At 64.6% G+C, this 17,686-nt stretch carries 15 protein-coding genes; 13 read left to right on the forward strand and 2 right to left on the reverse strand.

Annotation, left to right across the window (positions count from 1 at the left end; all coding sequences use genetic code 11):
* The first annotated feature begins 91 nt into the window (after window positions 1-91).
* The 4 genes from IVA74_RS26070 to moaC are packed head-to-tail and all read left to right on the forward strand — an operon-like array spanning window position 92 to window position 4,360.
* Complete coding sequence (locus tag IVA74_RS26070; RefSeq protein WP_247349213.1) at window positions 92-1,990, forward strand: peptidylprolyl isomerase; 1,899 nt, start codon at window positions 92-94, stop codon at window positions 1,988-1,990.
* Window positions 1,991-2,008: 18 nt separating this feature from the next.
* On the forward strand, window positions 2,009-3,022 hold the full coding sequence (trpD, locus tag IVA74_RS26075) for an anthranilate phosphoribosyltransferase (RefSeq protein ID WP_247349214.1): 1,014 nt from the start codon (window positions 2,009-2,011) through the stop codon (window positions 3,020-3,022).
* Between the two features lie 7 nt (window positions 3,023-3,029).
* The gene (gene trpC / locus IVA74_RS26080) at window positions 3,030-3,848 is read left to right on the forward strand and encodes an indole-3-glycerol phosphate synthase TrpC (RefSeq protein ID WP_247349215.1); all 819 of its coding nucleotides are present in this window, start codon (window positions 3,030-3,032) and stop codon (window positions 3,846-3,848) included.
* Window positions 3,848-4,360 carry a cyclic pyranopterin monophosphate synthase MoaC gene (gene moaC / locus IVA74_RS26085; protein ID WP_247349216.1) on the forward strand — a complete coding sequence of 171 codons (513 nt, stop codon included), beginning with the start codon at window positions 3,848-3,850 and terminating at the stop codon, window positions 4,358-4,360. The genes trpC and moaC overlap by 1 nt, the downstream gene beginning before the upstream one ends.
* 11 nt (window positions 4,361-4,371) lie before the next feature.
* Here the strand turns inward: moaC and IVA74_RS26090 are convergent, their stop codons facing one another.
* Window positions 4,372-4,962 carry a CGNR zinc finger domain-containing protein gene (locus tag IVA74_RS26090; protein ID WP_247349217.1) on the reverse strand — a complete coding sequence of 197 codons (591 nt, stop codon included), beginning with the start codon at window positions 4,960-4,962 and terminating at the stop codon, window positions 4,372-4,374.
* A 138-nt stretch (window positions 4,963-5,100) separates the two neighbouring features.
* Between IVA74_RS26090 and IVA74_RS26095 the strand changes: the two genes are divergently transcribed.
* The 5 genes from IVA74_RS26095 (at window position 5,101) to IVA74_RS26115 (ending at window position 12,295) form a co-directional block, all read left to right on the forward strand.
* The gene (locus IVA74_RS26095; RefSeq protein WP_247349218.1) at window positions 5,101-6,516 is read left to right on the forward strand and encodes an amidase; all 1,416 of its coding nucleotides are present in this window, start codon (window positions 5,101-5,103) and stop codon (window positions 6,514-6,516) included.
* Window positions 6,513-7,769 (forward strand): MFS transporter, encoded by a 1,257-nt coding sequence (locus IVA74_RS26100; protein ID WP_247349220.1) that lies wholly within the window; start codon window positions 6,513-6,515, stop codon window positions 7,767-7,769. Before IVA74_RS26095 ends, IVA74_RS26100 begins: the two co-directional genes overlap by 4 nt.
* Window positions 7,770-7,948: 179 nt before the next feature.
* Complete coding sequence (locus IVA74_RS26105; RefSeq protein ID WP_247349221.1) at window positions 7,949-10,669, forward strand: EAL domain-containing protein; 2,721 nt, start codon at window positions 7,949-7,951, stop codon at window positions 10,667-10,669.
* Window positions 10,670-10,819: 150 nt separating this feature from the next.
* Window positions 10,820-11,356, forward strand: a complete 537-nt coding sequence (locus tag IVA74_RS26110) for a TetR/AcrR family transcriptional regulator (RefSeq protein ID WP_247349222.1) — start codon at window positions 10,820-10,822, stop codon at window positions 11,354-11,356.
* A gap of 87 nt (window positions 11,357-11,443) precedes the next feature.
* On the forward strand, window positions 11,444-12,295 hold the full coding sequence (locus tag IVA74_RS26115) for an EamA family transporter (RefSeq protein ID WP_247349223.1): 852 nt from the start codon (window positions 11,444-11,446) through the stop codon (window positions 12,293-12,295).
* Between the two features lie 100 nt (window positions 12,296-12,395).
* Here the strand turns inward: IVA74_RS26115 and IVA74_RS26120 are convergent, their stop codons facing one another.
* Window positions 12,396-13,733 carry a S41 family peptidase gene (locus IVA74_RS26120; protein WP_247349224.1) on the reverse strand — a complete coding sequence of 446 codons (1,338 nt, stop codon included), beginning with the start codon at window positions 13,731-13,733 and terminating at the stop codon, window positions 12,396-12,398.
* 296 nt (window positions 13,734-14,029) lie between these two features.
* Between IVA74_RS26120 and IVA74_RS26125 the strand changes: the two genes are divergently transcribed.
* The 4 genes from IVA74_RS26125 (at window position 14,030) to glp (ending at window position 17,603) form a co-directional block, all read left to right on the forward strand.
* Window positions 14,030-15,163 carry an alpha-hydroxy acid oxidase gene (locus IVA74_RS26125; RefSeq protein WP_247349225.1) on the forward strand — a complete coding sequence of 378 codons (1,134 nt, stop codon included), beginning with the start codon at window positions 14,030-14,032 and terminating at the stop codon, window positions 15,161-15,163.
* 13 nt (window positions 15,164-15,176) lie between these two features.
* Complete coding sequence (locus IVA74_RS26130) at window positions 15,177-15,803, forward strand: HAD family phosphatase (protein WP_247349226.1); 627 nt, start codon at window positions 15,177-15,179, stop codon at window positions 15,801-15,803.
* A 171-nt stretch (window positions 15,804-15,974) separates the two neighbouring features.
* Window positions 15,975-16,166, forward strand: a complete 192-nt coding sequence (locus IVA74_RS26135) for a hypothetical protein (RefSeq protein WP_247349227.1) — start codon at window positions 15,975-15,977, stop codon at window positions 16,164-16,166.
* A gap of 225 nt (window positions 16,167-16,391) precedes the next feature.
* The gene (gene glp / locus IVA74_RS26140; protein ID WP_247349228.1) at window positions 16,392-17,603 is read left to right on the forward strand and encodes a gephyrin-like molybdotransferase Glp; all 1,212 of its coding nucleotides are present in this window, start codon (window positions 16,392-16,394) and stop codon (window positions 17,601-17,603) included.
* Window positions 17,604-17,686 lie beyond the last annotated feature (83 nt).

Below are 17,686 nucleotides of genomic sequence, written 5' to 3' on the forward strand. Positions count from 1 at the left end.
TTATGATGATCTATCGATTTGGTGACGCGCTTTTGCGGAATCTGCATTAAGACGCGCTCCCGTTCCCCTCCTGCCAAACAAGTTGGACCAAATGCTTCGAGGAATGCGCAAGGCCTCATCAAACTGGCTCGGCAAGACCATTATGGCCATCGTGATGGGCGTGTTGATCATCAGTTTCGGCGTTTGGGGCATCGCCGACATCTTCAAGGGCTTCGGCCAATCCACGGTGGCCAAGGTCGGCGGCACCGAGATTTCGCTGAACGAGTTCCGCCAGACCTATACCGACCGCCTGCAACAGATCAGCCGCCAGTTCGGCCGTCCGCTGTCGCCTGAGCAGGCGCGCGCCTTCGGCCTCGACCGTCAGGTGCTCCAGCAGACGATCGCGGAAGCCGCCCTCGACGAAGAGGCGCGTCGGCTCGGGCTCGGCCAGTCCGACGACCAGATCCGCCAGGTCATCATGAACGACCCGAACTTCAAGGGCGTCGGCGGCAGCTTCGATCCGAACCGCTTCCAGGCCGTGATCCGCAATGTCGGCTATACCGAGCAGCGCTACGTCTCCGAGCAGCGCAAGGTCTCGCTGCGCCGGCAGATCACCGGTACGATCGGTGCCGGCCTCGAACCGCCAAAGACGATGCTCGACGTGCTGACGCGCTTCCAGAACGAGCAGCGCGCCATTGAATTCGTCAGGCTCGACGCAGCCCAGGCAGGCACTATCGACGCGCCCTCGCCCGAGGCGCTCGCCGCCTATTTCGAGGATCACAAGGTCCAGTTCCGCGCGCCCGAATATCGCAAGATCGCGTTCGTCGTGGTCTCGCCGGAGGAGATCGGCAAGTGGAGCGAGGTGTCGGACGAGGACGCCAAGAAAGTGTTCGACCAGCGCAAGGACCGGCTCGGCACGCCTGAGAAGCGCCAGATCCAACAGATCGTATTCCCCAATGCCGCCGAGGCGCAGGCCGCACGCGAGCGGCTCACCAGCGGGACGTCGTTCGAGGACCTCGGCAAGGAGCGCGGACTGAGCGCATCCGACGTCGATCTTGGGCTCGTGACCAAATCCACGCTCGATCCCGCGGTTGGAGACGCCGTCTTCGCGCTTCCCGCCGGTGAAATCAGCCAGCCGATCCAGGGCCGTCTCGGCACGTCGATCGTCAAGGTCGACAAGATCGAGCCGGGCAATGAGGCGAACTATGCGAGCGTCGCCGCCGACATCAAGCGCGAGATCGCCACCGAACGTGCGCGCGTCAAGGTCGCCGATCTCCGCGACAAGATGGAAGACGAGCGCGGCGGAGGTGCCAGCGTGATCGACGCGGCGCAGAAGCTCGGCCTCACCGCCGTGACCATCGACGCCGTCGACCGTTCCGGCCGCACCCCGAACGGCCAGCCGGTCTCCAACATCCCGCAGGGCCTCGACGTGGTGTCGCAGGCCTTCAACACCGATGTCGGTGTCGACAATGACTCGATCTCGTTCAAGGGCGGCTATGTCTGGTACGACGTGGTTGCCATCACGCCCTCGCGCGACCGCAATCTCGACGAGGTTCGCGACCAGGTCGAGGCGCGCTGGCGGCAGGACCAGATCGCGACCAAGCTGAAGGCCAAGGCGACCGAGATGGTGCAGAAGCTCGAATCCGGCGGCAAGCTCGCCGACGAAGCAGCCGCGATCGGCGCCAAGGTCGAGACCGCCACCGGCTTCAAGCGCGATGACTCGCCCGCCAGCGTGCCCGCAGCCGTCGTGGCGGCCGCCTTCCGCACCGCCAAGGACGGCGTCGGGCAGACGCCGGTGACCGGCGGCACCGAAGTGATCGTGTTCCGCGTCACCGACATCATCGATCCCACGGTCGACGCCGCCTCCGACGCGGTCAAGAAGCTGAAGGACAGCCTCGACCGCGCGCAGACCGAGGAGCAGATCGCTTCCTACGTCAACAGGCTCGAAACCGACATCGGCACCACCATTAATCAGGCCGCCTTCGCGCAGGTGACGGGCGCGAACCAGTAGAGCAGTTGAAAGCACGCGATGGACGACCTGAAATCGATCATTGGAAAAGTGGCGACCGGCGCCAGCCTGTCGCGTGATGAAGCGGCTTCCGCCTTCGACGCCATGATGTCCGGCGAGGCTACGCCCTCGCAAATGGGCGGCCTCCTGATGGCGCTGCGGGTACGCGGCGAGACCGTGGACGAGATCACCGGCGCGGTCTCGGCGATGCGTTCCAAGATGCTCACGGTCGACGCGCCCGCGGACGCCGTCGACATCGTCGGCACCGGCGGCGACGGCTCCGGCTCGGTCAATGTCTCGACCTGCGCCTCCTTCGTCGTTTCGGGCACAGGTCTGCCGGTGGCCAAGCACGGCAACCGCGCGCTGTCGTCGCGCTCGGGCGCCGCCGACGTGCTGGCATCGCTCGGGGTGAAGATCGATCTGAGGCCGGATCAGGTCAGCCGCTGCGTGCGCGAATGCGGCATCGGCTTCATGTTCGCCCCCGCCCATCATCCCGCCATGAAGAACGTCGGCCCGACCCGGGTGGAGCTCGCGACACGCACGATCTTCAATCTGCTCGGCCCCTTGTCCAATCCGGCCGGCGTGAAGCGGCAGATGGTCGGCGTGTTCTCCAGGCAATGGGTGCAACCGCTGGCGCAAGTGCTCAAGAACCTCGGCTCCGAATCCGCCTGGGTCGTGCACGGCTCTGATGGCCTCGACGAAATCACCCTCACCGGCCCGACCTTCGTCTCCGCGCTACACAATGGCGAGATCCGGAATTTCGAGGTGACGCCGGAAGACGCCGGCCTGCCGCGCTGCGAGGCCGGTGCACTCAAAGGCGGCGACGCCGACGCCAATGCGATCGCGCTCCAAAGCGTGCTCGACGGCAAGCCGAGCCCCTACCGTGATGTAGCGTTGATCAACGCGGCTGCCGCATTGGTCGTGGCCGGGCGTGCCAGGGACCTCAAGGAAGGCGTCGCGATCGGCGCAAAATCGCTCGACAGCGGCGCGGCGAGCGCGCGGCTGAAACATTTGATCGCGGTCTCGAACGGCTGAGCCTGACATGTCGGACATCCTGACCAAGATCGAAGCCTACAAGCGCGAGGAAATCGCAGCCGCCAAGCGCGCGCAGCCGCTGTCGGCCATGGAGGCGCAAGCCAAGGCGCAAGCAGCACCGCGCGGCTTCGTGCGCGCAATCAAGGCCAAGCACGCCAGCGGCGACTACGCCCTGATCGCGGAGGTCAAGAAGGCCTCGCCGTCAAAGGGCATGATCCGCGCCGATTTCGATCCGCCGCTGCTCGCCAGCGCCTATGAGGCCGGCGGCGCCGCCTGCCTGTCGGTGCTGACGGACACGCCTTCGTTCCAGGGCCATCTCGACTTCATGGTGGCCGCGCGCGCGGCAACTTCACTGCCGGTGCTGCGCAAGGATTTCATGTTCGACACCTATCAGGTGGCGGAGGCCCGCGCGCACGGCGCCGACTGTATCCTGATCATCATGGCGGCGCTCGATGATGCCGCGGCAAAGGACCTCGAGGACGCCACCCTCGCCTACGGCATGGACGTGCTGATCGAGATTCATGACCACGCCGAGTTGGACCGCGCGCTAAAACTGCGTTCGCCGATGATCGGCGTCAACAACCGCAATCTGCGTACCTTCGAGACCACGTTAGCGACCAGCGAGACGCTGGCGCCGTTGATCCCCGGGGACCGGCTGATGGTCGGCGAGAGCGGCATCTTCACGCCCGCCGATCTCGCCCGGCTCGAGCGCGTCGGCATGTCGACCTTCCTGGTCGGCGAGAGCCTGATGCGGCAAGCCGACGTCACCGCTGCGACGCGCACGCTGCTCGCACGCGAGACCGCGCGCGCCACAGGCACGCGCTGATGGCGCGTAAGCCCGCAAAGGCCAATCCGACGAAGACCGGCCCCGCCCTCACTCATATCGGCGCCTCCGGCGAGGCGCGGATGGTTGACGTGTCCGACAAGCCCGCGAGCGAGCGGCTCGCGGTCGCGGAAGGACGCGTCGTCATGACCAAGGCGACGTTCGACCTGATCGTGTCCGGCAACGCCAAGAAGGGCGACGTGCTCGGCACCGCCCGCATCGCCGGCATCATGGCTGCCAAGCGCACTTCGGAGCTGATCCCGCTCTGCCATCCGCTCGCGCTGTCAAAGGTGACGGTCGATATCGAGCCCGACGCAAAGCTGCCGGGCTGCCTCGTCCGCGCCAGCGTGAAGGTCACGGGCCCGACCGGCGTCGAGATGGAGGCGCTCACCGCCGTGTCGGTCGCCTGCCTCACCATCTACGACATGATCAAGGCGGTCGAGCGCGGCGTGCGCATCGAGGGCATCCACCTGGTCGAGAAGCTCGGCGGCAAGTCCGGCCATTACCGCGCCTGATTGCCGCTGATCTATTTCGCCTCGCGCTGCCGCTCGCGATAGGCGCGCGTCTTCATCCGATTGCCGCAAAGCGTCGACATACACCACCGCCGCGTCGCCGGTTTCGACCGGTCGAAGAACACGCGGCGACATTCCTGCGATGCGCACATTTTCAGCCGGTCCAGCGTTCCCACAAGCGTTGCGTTGTGCAGCTCGATCGCGATCGTCGACAGGCCGGCGAGCGCATCCGCGCGCATCGCCGATAATACTGCGCCGCAGCCAACCCGCGCCTCCACCCGCAACGGAAACGCCGCGAGCGCGTCACCGAGCGCGCCGAGAACCTCCTTGTTCCGGCGCCGCTCGGCTGGGTCGCATTGCAGATAGGCGCGTAGCGCTTCGCGCAGCCGCAGGGCGGTAGCGAACATCGCGGGCGTGATGCGTCCGCCGCCGCCGAGGCCGCGCTCCTGCATCCAGTCCGCGATCTGCTTCATCCCGGCAATTTCGTCGCTCTGCGGGTGCTCCACACCGAAATGCGTGAAGTGGCGAACATCGAGCGTGTTGGCGAAATCGTAGACGTTCGCCAGCGCGTCGGGAACCTGGAATTTGCGTGACTCTTTCGACATCAGGACACCAGAGGAAATGGAACACCGGTAAAACATGTTTACCGGTTGACAGCAATAGACACCTGTATTTTATTTATACTGGTGTCGATTACTCGTTGAGACCGAGCGTCATTGCGATGACAAAAAATGGAGAACGCCGTGGCCGAAGCCCTGCACTATCTCGAACTCACCGAGCTTGCTGCACGCCTCAAGGCGCGCGAAATCTCCGCGCTGGATGTGACGCGCGCGCAACTCGACCGTATCGACGCCCTGGACCGTGAACTCGGCAGCTACGTTCACGTGATGGCGGAAACGGCTATCGACGAGGCGAAAGCCGCGGATGCCGAAATCGCAAATGGCCAGTATCGGGGCCCGCTGCATGGCGTGCCGATTGCGCTGAAGGATCTGTTCTGGACCAAGGGCATTCCGACGGCGGCCGGCACTACGCTTCATCGCGATTTTCGTCCCGGTGAAGATGCGACCGTCGCGCGCAGGCTCAGGGATGCAGGCGCCGTGGTGCTCGGCAAGTTGCAGCTCACCGAGGGCGCCTATTCCGATCACCATCCGTTGGTGACGCCACCGCGAAATCCATGGAATCCGGATTACTGGCCGGGTATTTCATCCAGCGGCTCGGCGGTTGCGACGGCCGCCGGACTTTGCTTCGGCTCGCTCGGCTCCGACACCGGCGGCTCGATCCGCTGGCCCTCCGCCGCCAACGGCCTGACCGGGCTGAAACCGAGCTGGGGCCGCGTCAGCCGCCACGGCACGTTCGAGCTGGCCGCGACGCTCGACCATATCGGACCAATCGGCCGCAGCGCTGTCGATGCCGGCGTGCTGCTTGGGGTCATCGCCGGACACGACCCGAACGACCCGACGTCGCTGCTCAATCCGGTGCCGGACTATCTTGCCGCGGCCGCACAGGACGTGCGGGGCTTGCGGATCGGCGTCGACGCTGCCTGGAACAGCGAGGACGTGGACGTTGCGACACAGCACGTGTTGGCGGATGCCATTGATGCTTTCCGCGCGCTTGGCGCCCACACCGTCAACGTCAGATTTCCCGACGTAAGACAGGCGATCGCCGACTGGACCCCTAATTGCGCGGTGGAAGCAGCGGTCGCGCACGAGGCGACCTATCCTGCCCGCAAGAACGAGTATGGTCCGATCCTCGCCTCGCTGCTCGAGGCTGGTCGCGCGCTCTCCGGTCTCGATTATCAGAAGATCCTGCTGCGGCGGCTGGCACTGCGCGGCCAGGTGACTGCGCTGTTCGAGACCATCGACCTGCTGCTGATCCCGGTACACCCTTTCGCGCCGTTGACGCTGACCATGATCCGGACGCTCGGCGAGCAGCCGGATCTGATTGCGAAGCTGCAGCGCTACACCTGCGCGTTCGACATGACCGGTCATCCCACGATCACGCTACCAGGTGGTGCATCGGCGGACGGACTGCCGATCGCGTTCCAGCTTGTCGCCGCCCATCTCGACGAGGCCACGCTGGTTCGCGCTGGCGCAACGTTCCAGCGTGTCACGTCCTGGCATCGTCGCCATCCTTCCCCCACCTCGCGGAGGCAGCATTGACCATTCCATTCAAGCCCGCTGGGCGAAGCATCTTCCACGGCTGGTTCGTCGTCGCGGGGGCATTTGCCGTCATGTTCGTCGGCTTTGGTTCCGTCTACACATTCAGCGCATTTCTGGAGCCGCTCCAGCGCGATTTCGGCGCCTCCCGCGGTTCAATCTCGCTGGTGTTCTCGATTGCGGGCTTTCTGTACTTCGCCCTCGGACTCGTCAGCGGCCCTCTCGCCGACCGGCTCGGTTCGCGTCCACTGGCCGTCGCGGGCATGATCCTGATGGCGGTTGGACTAGCGGCCGCGAGCGCTGCACGTTCCCTCATGGAGGTCTATCTCGCCTACGGGCTCGGCGTCGGCCTCGGCGTCGGCTGCGCCTATGTTCCAGCAATCGGCGCGGTCCAACGCTGGTTCGTGAAGCGCCGCGGCTTTGCCTCTGGGCTCGCGGTGAGCGGCATCGGGCTCGGTACGCTGGCAATGCCGCCGCTCGCCTCATTGCTGATCGCATCGACGGGCTGGCGCGGCGCTTATCTGGTGCTGGGCGCGATCGCGCTGGTGCTAGGCGGCGGGATGTCGCTGCTCATCGAGAACGATCCGAAGAACCGCGGCCTCCGACCCGACGGCGATCCGCCCTGCGATTCGGCGGACGCAAACAACGCCGGCGGCGCCTCGGTGCGCGAGGCCGTCCGGTCGACGCGGTTTATCGCCCTTTATGTATCGTGTCTGGTCTGCTCGTTCGGCGCCTTCGTTCCATTCGTTCATCTCGTGCCTTACGCGCGCGACCATGGGGTCGCGGCGTCCTCTGCCGTGCTGCTGCTCGGCGTGATCGGGGCCGGCAGCACCGCGGGCCGCTTCTTTCTCGGCGCGGTCGCCGACCGGATGGGCCGCGACCGCTCGCTGATCATGGTCCTGATCGGAATGGCGTTCGCGATGGCGATCTGGGCCGTTGCGGCTGATGTCTGGGCCCTCGCCGCCTTCGCCTTCATCTACGGCGGGTTCTACGGCGGCTGGGTCGCGGTGCTACCAGCGGTCGTGATGGACTATTTCGGCGGACGCAACGTCAGCGGCATCATCGGCGTTCTCTACACCAGTGTTGCCTTCGGGACGCTGGTCGGCCCGAGCGCTGCCGGCTTCGCCTATGATGCGAGCCACAGCTACGCGCTGCCGATCCTGATCAGCGCCGCCGCGAACATCGTCGCGGCGCTGATCGTTGTGGCGATCCTGGGGCGCCGCAGCACGCGGACGATCAACGCAATGAAGAGCTGATCGATCCGAACTTGATGTTCTGCACGCCTCCCGGCTTCGCGCATCGATCGTATTTGTGCGTGTCCATTCACGGCGCATTAACCCAGCTTCCTAACTTCGCCTCCATTCCGTTCCCGTAAACCAACGGATGTTTCCGGGGCCGCGAATTGACCCTGGCGTGTGCATGACAACGATCGATCATGATGACGAGATTCGGCAGCCGCCTTTTTGACCATGCCTTCGTCCGCAGCGGACCGATCCGCTGGCTGGTGGTGGGCGGCATGTTGCTGATCGCGGCGATCGCTGTCGGCGCGACGCTGATGGCGCAGAATTTCCGCGAACGTGCGCTTCGCAATTCCGGCCGCGAGCTGGAAAACACCGTGCTGATGCTGGCCCATCATTTCGACCAGCAATTGCAGGATTTCGCCGTCATCCAGCAGGATTTCGTCGACCACGTTCGCGCCACCGGCATCACCAGTGCAGCGGACTATCGCAAACGCCTCTCCGGCCAGGACATCCACCGGATGCTGCGCTCGAAGATCGAGGCACTGCCCTACATGGGCGGCGTCAACATCATCGATGCCGAAGGCAATTTGATCAATTCGTCGACGGCATGGCCAGTCCCGAAATTGAACGTCGCCGATCGCGCCTATTTCCGGACCTTTCGATATGATCCCAATGCTCCCGACGTCCTGATCGAGCCACTGCACAGTCGCATCTCCGGAGCCTGGACCATCCTCATCGTGCGCAAGATCGTCGGACCGAACGGCGAATTCATGGGTGTGGTCGGACGCGGCATCGAGCCGGCAAGCTTCGAAAAATTCTTCGAGACCGTCGTGCTCGGCGAAGGAGCGACGATCTCGATGCTGCATCGGGACGGCACTCTGCTGGCCCGATATCCCCATTCCGGCGAATTGATGGGACGAAATTTCAAGAACGGTCCGTTCGAGCACCAGAGGGTCTTCGGGCTCGATCAGTTCGCCGGCCGCTTCATGAGCCCGGTCGACGGCGAGGACCGGCTAATCTCCTCGCATGCCCTGCCCCACTTCCCGATCCTGATGATGGCTACCACGACGCGCGCGTCGGCACTGATGGACTGGCGCGAGCAGATCGGCATCCTGATCTCGGTCGCCGCCTCTTCCGCGCTCGCCATCGCGGGCGTGCTGATCGCGATCGTGCGCAAGCTCCTGGAGCAGCACCGCCTTTCGCGGGAACGGCTGACGCTGGAAAAGCAGCGTCTTGACCGCGCCGTCAACAACATGACCCAGGGCCTGCTGCTGTTCGACGCCTCGCAGCAGCTCGTGATCTGCAATCAGCGCTACATAGAGATGTACGGGCTGTCTGCCGAAATCGTGAGACCCGGCTGTAGCTTCCACGACATCATTGCGCACCGCAGCGCCACCGGCTCTTTCACCGGCGATGTGGACCCGTATATCGCACGGGTCCTGCGCGACATCCATGTGCGCAATTCGATGGTGGTCGACACCTCCGACGGTCGCTCGATCCAGATCGTCAACGAACCGCTCACGGACGGCGGCTGGGTGGCGACACACGAGGACATCACGGAGCGCCGGCGCATCGAGGAGCGCATCACCCATCTCGCTCATTACGACGCGCTGACCGACCTGCCCAACCGCACCCTGTTCCACGAGCATCTACGCGAGGAACTGGCTCTCGTCGCCGCGGGCGAACAACTCGCGGTGCACTATATCGACATCGACGAATTCAAGGGCGTCAACGACGCGCTCGGGCATCTCGTCGGCGACGAACTCCTGAAGTCGGTCGCGCAGAGCCTCCGCCGGTGCGCAGGCCCGGCGGACTTCGTGGCGCGGCTTGGCGGCGACGAATTCGCCATCGTACAGAGCGCGGTGACGTCGCTGGATCAGGTCAACGAACTCGTCGCGCGGCTGTTCGAGGCCATCCGCGTGCCGTTTGACTGCATGGGGCATCATCTTGCCACCGACGCCAGCATCGGCATCGCACTGGCACCCGACCACGGAACGGCGCTCGACCAGATCCTGAAGAACGCGGACATGGCGATGTACGCCGCCAAAGCCGCCGGACGCCGCACCTATCGCTTTTTCGAGCCGGAGATGGACGCCAAGATCCACGAGCGGCGGCAGCTCGAGATCGATCTGCGCCACGCCATCGCCCATGGCGGCCTCGATGTCTATTACCAGCCCTGCCTCAGCCTGAAGGACGACCGCATCACTGGCTGCGAGGCGCTGGTGCGCTGGCGTCATCCCGAGCGCGGCATGGTCTCGCCGGCCGAGTTCATCCCGATCGCCGAGGACACCGGCCTGATCAACGAGATCGGGGAATGGGTGCTGGCGACCGCCTGCCGGGACGCCGCCAACTGGCCCGACGACATCCGCCTCGCCGTCAACGTCTCACCGGTGCAGTTCAAGAGCGGCACGCTGGCGCTGAAGATCATCGCGGCGCTCGCTGCCTCCAATTTGCCGGCGAGCCGGCTCGAGCTCGAGATCACCGAGGCGGTGCTGATCCGCGACGACGACACCGCGCTCGCGATCCTGCATCAACTCCGCGCCATCGGCGTGCGCATCGCGCTCGACGATTTCGGCACCGGCTACTCCTCCCTGAGCTATCTGCACCGCTTCCCGTTCGACAAGATCAAGATCGACCGCTGCTTCGTTAACGACATCGCCGGCCCCGACGGCTCCGCCAGCATCGTGCAGGCCGTCGTCAATCTCGCGGCCGCCCGCCGCATGACCACCACGGCCGAGGGCGTCGAGACCGAGGAGCAGCAGCGGCTGCTCCGCGCGCTCGGCTGCTCCGAGATGCAAGGCTATCTGTTCAGCGCCGCGAAGCCTGCCGACAAGGTGCTGGAGCTGTTCGCGCTCCATCGCAGCCGGCTCGCCCAGCGCGGTGGAAACGAGAGCCGACGCCGCGAAGCGGGCTAGAAACATCGACGGACAGCCAATCGGCGCGAGCGACCGCTTGGAATTCAAGACCATTTGGTCTATATATCGGAGATGCGCCGCCAAAGCCCAGTGCAGTTGCCCCGTGGCCGTCCCCGAAGTTTCGACACGGAAGCCGCTGTCGAACAGGCGATGGGCGTGTTCTGGTCGCGCGGCTATCATGCCACGGCGCTACCGGACCTGCTTCGAGCGACGAAGCTATCGCGTGGCAGCCTCTACGCCGCTTTCGGGGACAAGCACTCGCTGTTCTTGCGTGCGCTTGATCGCTACGTCGCCGATGCCGTGACGCGGATGAACGTCGAACTCGACCCCCGCAGAGAGCCGGTCGACGGCCTGCGGGCCTACCTTGCCGGCTACGTGGAGCGAACGAGCGGTGCCAATGGTCGGCGCGGATGCCTGCTGGTGGCCACGGCCATGGAACTGGCCGGCCGTGACGCTGAAGTTGATCGCCGCATCGGGAGCTTTTTCAAGGCCATGGAGGCCAAGCTGGCTGATGCCCTGTCCCGTGCGAAGGCGGCGGGCAAATTGGCCGATGGCGTCGAGCCTTCCAGTGCCGCCCGAATTCTCGTCTGTTTCCTTTGGGGGCTACGAGTGGTCGCGAAAACGGCACCGACACGGATCACGTCGCAAGCCGCCGTTGACGCTCTTCTCGACCGCTTCATTAGGTAAACAACCCATTTAGGTAAACAACCCATGGACGCCTCCGCTATTGGCGCGTCGATATCTAGACTGATCGGTCTTGAAAGGAAGAATGCCATGTCTGCCATCCAGATCGTCTGTGCGGTGGCCGTCCCCTTGCTCTGGGGTTATCAGTTCGTCGCCATCAAGGTAGGCGTTACGGAGTTTCCGCCTCTCTTCTTCCTCGCACTGCGCTTCCTGGCCATCGCGCTGTTGCTCGTTCCGTTCGTCAAACGGCCCACGCGTGCACAGTTCGGCCCCATCGTAGCTATTTCGATTTTCCTCGGTGGGCTGAACTTCGGGCTCTTCTATGTTGGCCTTGGGCTCGGCTCGGGAAGCATGTCGGCCGTCGCATATCAACTCGCGCCGCCCTTCACCGTCCTGTTGGCGTGGCCGCTGCTCGCGGAGAGGCCGTCTCTCACCACGTCCGCCGGAGTGGTGCTTGCATTTGTCGGCGTGGTCGTATTGGCAGCGGAGCCCGGCCTGTCGGCAAACGCGCTTCCCCTGCTGCTCGTGGTCGGGGCAGCCTTCGCATTCGCCGTGTCCAACGTCTTGACGAAGCGCTACGGCCCTTTTGATCCCCTGATGTTGATGGGGTGGTTCTCGCTGCTCACGGTGCCGCAGGTCATGTTGATGTCGTTGCTCCTTGAACACGGACAACTCGCGAGCCTTGTCACCGCGGATGGACGTGGTTGGCTGGCACTCGCCTACACGATTTTCATCGGAGGAATTGTCGGGTTTGGACTCTGGTTCTGGCTGATCGGGCGTTGCTCGATGAGTCGCGTCGCCCCTTTCGGTCTGCTACTTCCGGTGTTCGCCCTGATGTCGAGCGTGTTGTTTCTTGGCGAACACATGACCTCAAAGCTGATCATCGGCGGGCTGCTCGCGATGTCCGGCGTTGCCATGACGCAGTTGAGACCGAGCGCTTGACCGATGTGAACCAGGAAGTCGCGTCGTTGCAGCGTCCCAAACGAATTCGCCCAGGAGCGGTCATCCACTCCCAGGCGATCAATGTCTGGAATCGCGAAACTTAGTTCGGCACCGCAGCCTTAGGCGCAGGCTTGGCCGCGACAGCATTCGCGGTTTGGCCGTGCAGGAAGTCATAGGCCGTATGCAGCGCCTTGTCGTCCTTCTCTTCCGGCGGAACATAGGACTGTGATCCAGTCTGCTCCGTGCCATCGGCCGCCTGAAGATGGCCGCGCATCTGGGACTCCGCCATGGTGTCCATCCGGCCCTTCAGCTCAGGCGGCACGTCCTGGAGGATCTCGATGTCGGGCGCGATGCCCTGGGCCTGGATCGAGCGGCCCGACGGCGTGTAGTAGCGCGCCGTGGTCAGCGCCAGCGCACCGTTGCGGGCACCGAGCGGAATGATGGTCTGCACCGAGCCTTTGCCGAACGAGCGCGTGCCGATGATGGTCGCGCGCTTGTGGTCATGCAGCGCGCCGGCCACGATCTCGGAGGCCGAAGCCGAGCCGCCGTTGACCAGAACCACGAGCGGCTTGCCCTTGGTGAGGTCACCGCCGTGCGCGGTAAAGCGCTGGGTCTCTTCCGCATTGCGGCCGCGGGTCGAGACGACCTCGCCGCGCTGCAGAAACGCGCTCGACACCGACACGGCCTGGTCGAGCAATCCGCCCGGATTGTTGCGCAGGTCCATCACGTAGCCCACGAGCTTCTCCTGCGGGATGTCCTTGGAGATCGACGCGATTGCCTTCTTCAGGCCGTCGGTGGTCTGCTCGTTGAATGAGGAGACGCGGATATAGCCGATATCGCCGTTCTCGACGTGGAAGCGGACGGGGCGCACATGGATGATCTCGCGCTTGATCGCGACGTCGAGCGGGGCGTCGGCCCCCTTGCGCACGATCGTGAGCTTGGTCTGGGTGTCGACGGGGCCCTTCATCTTGTTGACGGCCTGCTCGAGTGTCATGCCCTGCACGGCGTCGCCGTCGATCTTGCTGATGAGGTCGCCCGACATGATGCCGGCCTTGGACGCCGGAGTGTCGTCGATCGGCGAGACGACCTTGACGAGGCCATCCTCCATCGTGACCTCGATGCCGAGCCCGCCGAACTCGCCGGAGGTGGTCTCCTGCATCTCGGTCCAGGCCTTGTCGTTCATGTAGCGCGAGTGCGGATCGAGCGCGGTCACCATGCCGGTGATCGCACCTTCGATGAGCTTGGCATTGTCGGGTTTCTCGACATAGCTCGCCTTCACCCGCTCGAATACTTCGCCGAACAAATTGAGCTGGGAATAGGCGTCATCCGCGCTCGCTGCCGCCCGTGCTGCCCATACGCCGCCGTGCGGACTGGCTACCAAAAGGGTCAGACACGCTCCGGTGAGCGCGCCCAAGGGGAATAGCAGGGTTTTCCGCATGGATAGACAGGCCTTTTTGCTTTGGGCTTCGGCTGCGCCATGCAAATGGCGATCCAGCCCGCTGTTCACAATACCATTCTGGTTTCTTCAAGGCCGAGATACCACGCCGGCGGCTAGACCGTAAAAAATCCCTTCGCCCGGGCCTAAACTTTTGGCAACGTTCCGAAACCGTTTCGCGCAAGACGGGAATCGGTCCGCCGGCCCACGCCTCGCAGCTATGCGATTTTAGGATGGTTTTGGAGGGCCGGACACGATAGGCGATGACGATAAGACTTCAAATTCTCGGGAGGACAACAATGAATGACGCGCCCCGCACCCGGCCGGAGAGGAACGTCGAACTCGGCGCCAGCGCCGAGCCGTTCCAGAACCTGCACGAATTCATCCGCAAGGCGCGTGCCAATCTGAACCAGAACGCCTGGGACTACATCGTCGGCGCCGCCGAGACCGAGACCACGATGCGTCGCAACCGCATGGCGCTGGACGAAATCGCCTTCCGCCCGCGCGTGCTGCGCGATGTCAGCAAGGTCGTCGGCTCGGTCGAGCAATTCGGCCGCAAGATGCGCCTGCCGGTGGTGCTCGCCCCCGTCGGCGCGCTCGAAATCTTCGATCCGGATGGCGCGGCGAGCGTGGCACGCGCCTGCGGCACTTTCGGTGCGGCGCACATGCTGAGTTCGGTGTCCGAGCCCGGCCTCGAGAAGACCGCCGAAGCGGCGCCCGGCGCGCTGCGCCTCTACCAGCTCTATGTGCGCGGCGACGATGCCTTCGTCGCCGACGTTGTCAGCCGGGCCGAGAAGAACGCCTATGCCGCCTTCTGCCTGACCGTCGATACCGCCCATTACAGCCGTCGCGAGCGTGACATCGCCAAGCGGTACGTTCGCGAGAGCCGCCTGCGCGCCACCGGCGGCGATTTCCAGAAGGGCCTGGAGTGGCGGACGGTGAAGATGATCAAGGACAAGTTCGAGATCCCGCTGATCCTCAAGGGCATCGCGACGCCAGAGGACGCGCTGATCGCGATCGATCACGGCGTCGAGTGGATCTACGTTTCCAACCATGGCGGCCGTCAGCTCGATCACGGTCGCGGCGCCATGCACGTGCTGCCCGAGATCGTCGATGCCGTGAAGGGCCGCGCCAAAATCATGGTCGATGGCGGTGTCTGTCGCGGCACCGACATCGTCAAGGCGATCGCGGCGGGCGCCGACCTCGTCGGCATCGGCCGGCTGCAATGCTGGGCACTGGCGGCGGCCGGCGAAGCCGGCGTGGCGCGCATGCTGGAGCTGCTCGAGGACGAAGTGCTGCGTTGCCTCGGCTTGCTGGGTGCGACTTCGTTCGCCGAGGTCGACAAATCCTGCCTCCATGCAGCGACCGCAACCAACGCGCCGAGCGTGTTCAGCGCGTTTCCGCTGTTCGACCACGAGCCATATCGATACTGAGTGAAAGGACGCTATGACATCGCTCTCTCCCGGCAGCGCGGATGCGCTTCTGTTCGATCTCGGCCGCGTGGTGCTCGATATCGATTTCTCCAAGGCGATCGCCTGCTGGGCGGGACATGCTGGCTGCGAGCCCGATGCCATCGTCGCGCGCTACGTGCGGGACAGCGAAGCCTATCGGCTGCACGAGGTGGGCAAGCTCAGTGACGAGGACTATTTCGCCTCGTTGCGAGATTCGCTCGGAATCGGCATTTCGGACGCGCAGTTCCTGGAAGGCTGGAACGCGATCTTCACCGGCGAAATGCCTGATATCGCCGAGCTGTTGCCGCGGGCAGCGAAGCAGATGCCGCTCTACGTCTTCTCCAATACCAACCGGCCGCACGTGGACTATTTCTCGAAGGAATATGCCGACGTCCTCCGCCATTTCCGGGAGCTGTATTTGTCGTCCAGCATCGGCCTGCGCAAACCGAATGCGGAGGCCTTCGACCACGTCATTGCTGCGATCGGCGTGCCCGCCGAGCGTATCGTGTTCTTCGACGATCTTGCCGAGAACATCGAAGGCGCGCGGGCGCGCGGCATGACGGCGGTGCATGTGATCTCGCCGCGTGACGTCGGGATCGCCCTCAAGGCGCTGGGGATTTGACCGCCCGCCCCAGCACATTGCCAGGCAAGCCGACCTGCCGATCCGGAACAATTTCACCCCGGGGACGAGGAACCAAAACACTTTGTGCATTTTTAGACAGAGTTCCGGGAACGGAATGCCACCCTCCGGACTCTTGAGTCCGTTGGGACTTCTACGGACGGATGCATCATCGTGTTGGGCAAGACCTACCTCACCAAGCAGGCCTCTCTTCTTCTTGAATTCGCCAGGACAACCTCAGACTCGGCCCTTTCCGCCAAGCTCGTGAGCAAGGCCGCCGACCTGAAATCCCAGGCCGATCCGCTTCCCGACAAGGATCAGGGGCCGAAGGCGCCCGACGTAAGTCCCGAGCAGACAGCGACCTGATCGGTGCTGGCCGGGGCGGTCGTCATCTCGTCCCTGCCATGGTCACTCTCCTGCCGATCTGTCTCGTTCCTCGGATCATGCCGCGACGGGCTTGATCTTGCCTTCCAGAACGATGTGAAGCAGCGGGATGACTGTCCCCGCTCAGCTGTTTTTGCCTCTGCGCCCGCGCTCGGCTAGAAGACTTGCGGAACATTCGCCCGAACGTGCCGAGCAGGAGTTTTCGCCGTGGCCTTGATGCCGGTTTCTGACGCGCTTGCCGCGGTGCTGGCGGGTGCAGAGCCGCTGCCCGAAGAGATGGTTGCCATCGACGAAGCCTACCATCGCGTGCTCGCGCGCGACGCCGCGGCCCGGCGCACGCAGCCGCCACAGGCGATGTCGGCGATGGATGGCTACGCGGTGCGTGCGGCCGATGCCGCGACGATCGATTCGAAGCTCACCGTCATCGGCGAGGTCGCGGCAGGTCGGCCGTTCGCGGGAACAGTCGGCGCCGGCGAGGCCGTGCGGATCTTCACCGGCGGCGTCGTTCCCTACGGCGCCGACGCCGTCGTGATCCAGGAGGACACGGTCGCCGACGGCAAGCGCATCACGATCAAGGAAGCCGCGATCGCCGGACGGCACATCCGGCCCGCCGGTGTCGATTTCCGCGACGGCGACGTGCTCCTGCGCAAGGGAAGCCGTCTCACCGAGCGCGACCTCGCGCTTGCGGCCGGGATGAATCACCCGCACCTCTCCGTTTGCCGACGTCCGAAGGTCGCGATCCTCGCCACCGGCGACGAGCTGGTGATGCCGGGCACCACGCCCGGTCACGGCCAGATCGTCTATTCCAACGGCTACGCCCTGCACGCTCTCGCTCGCAGCGAGGGCGCCGAGACCATCGACCTCGGTATTGCCACCGACACGCTGGAGGCCACCACCGTCGGCATTCGACGCGCCCGCGAGAGCGGAGCCGACATCCTGATCACGACCGGCGGCGCATCGGTCGGCGACCACGATCTGGTCCAGCAGGCGCTGAGGGACGAAGGCATAACGATGGCGTTCTGGAAGATCGCGATGCGGCCGGGCAAGCCGATGATGCACGGGCGGCTCGGCGCGATGGAGGTGATCGGCCTGCCGGGCAATCCCGTGTCGTCCTACGTCTGCGCTTTCCTGTTCTTGGTGCCGCTAATTCGCGCTCTCTCGGGCCGTTCAGTGATTCACCATCGCCGCGAGCGCGCCGTGCTCGGCCGCGACGTCGGCGCCAACGACCAGCGGGAGGACTATCTGCGCGCGCATCTGGAGGAGCGCGACGACGGCACGCGCGTTGCCCTTCCCGTCAACCATCAGGACTCTTCGCTGCTTGCGAATCTCGCTGCGGCACAGGTACTTCTCGTGCGCGCACCGTTCGCGCCGAAAGCCGAAGCAGGCACACCTTGCGAGGTGTTGCGGCTCCCCGTGTGAGCGCCCCGACAACGCATGTTCCGCGAACTTCGCTCTGTTCACGGTAAATTAAGCAGTTGCGGAACACATATCGAACATATAGT

This window comes from Bradyrhizobium sp. 132, from assembly GCF_023074185.1.
Classification (GTDB): domain Bacteria; phylum Pseudomonadota; class Alphaproteobacteria; order Rhizobiales; family Xanthobacteraceae; genus Bradyrhizobium.

Bases quoted from the DNA above. Each gene is read 5' to 3' on its own strand.
- IVA74_RS26070 (WP_247349213.1), top strand. From the start codon at position 92: ATGCTTCGAGGAATGCGCAAGGCCTCATCAAACTGGCTCGGCAAGACC.
- trpD (WP_247349214.1), top strand. From the start codon at position 2,009: ATGGACGACCTGAAATCGATCATTGGAAAAGTGGCGACCGGCGCCAGC.
- trpC (WP_247349215.1), top strand. From the start codon at position 3,030: ATGTCGGACATCCTGACCAAGATCGAAGCCTACAAGCGCGAGGAAATC.
- moaC (WP_247349216.1), top strand. From the start codon at position 3,848: ATGGCGCGTAAGCCCGCAAAGGCCAATCCGACGAAGACCGGCCCCGCC.
- IVA74_RS26090 (WP_247349217.1), bottom strand. From the start codon at position 4,962: ATGTCGAAAGAGTCACGCAAATTCCAGGTTCCCGACGCGCTGGCGAAC.
- IVA74_RS26105 (WP_247349221.1), top strand. From the start codon at position 7,949: ATGATGACGAGATTCGGCAGCCGCCTTTTTGACCATGCCTTCGTCCGC.
- IVA74_RS26110 (WP_247349222.1), top strand. From the start codon at position 10,820: ATGGGCGTGTTCTGGTCGCGCGGCTATCATGCCACGGCGCTACCGGAC.
- IVA74_RS26115 (WP_247349223.1), top strand. From the start codon at position 11,444: ATGTCTGCCATCCAGATCGTCTGTGCGGTGGCCGTCCCCTTGCTCTGG.
- IVA74_RS26120 (WP_247349224.1), bottom strand. From the start codon at position 13,733: ATGCGGAAAACCCTGCTATTCCCCTTGGGCGCGCTCACCGGAGCGTGT.
- IVA74_RS26125 (WP_247349225.1), top strand. From the start codon at position 14,030: ATGAATGACGCGCCCCGCACCCGGCCGGAGAGGAACGTCGAACTCGGC.
- IVA74_RS26130 (WP_247349226.1), top strand. From the start codon at position 15,177: ATGACATCGCTCTCTCCCGGCAGCGCGGATGCGCTTCTGTTCGATCTC.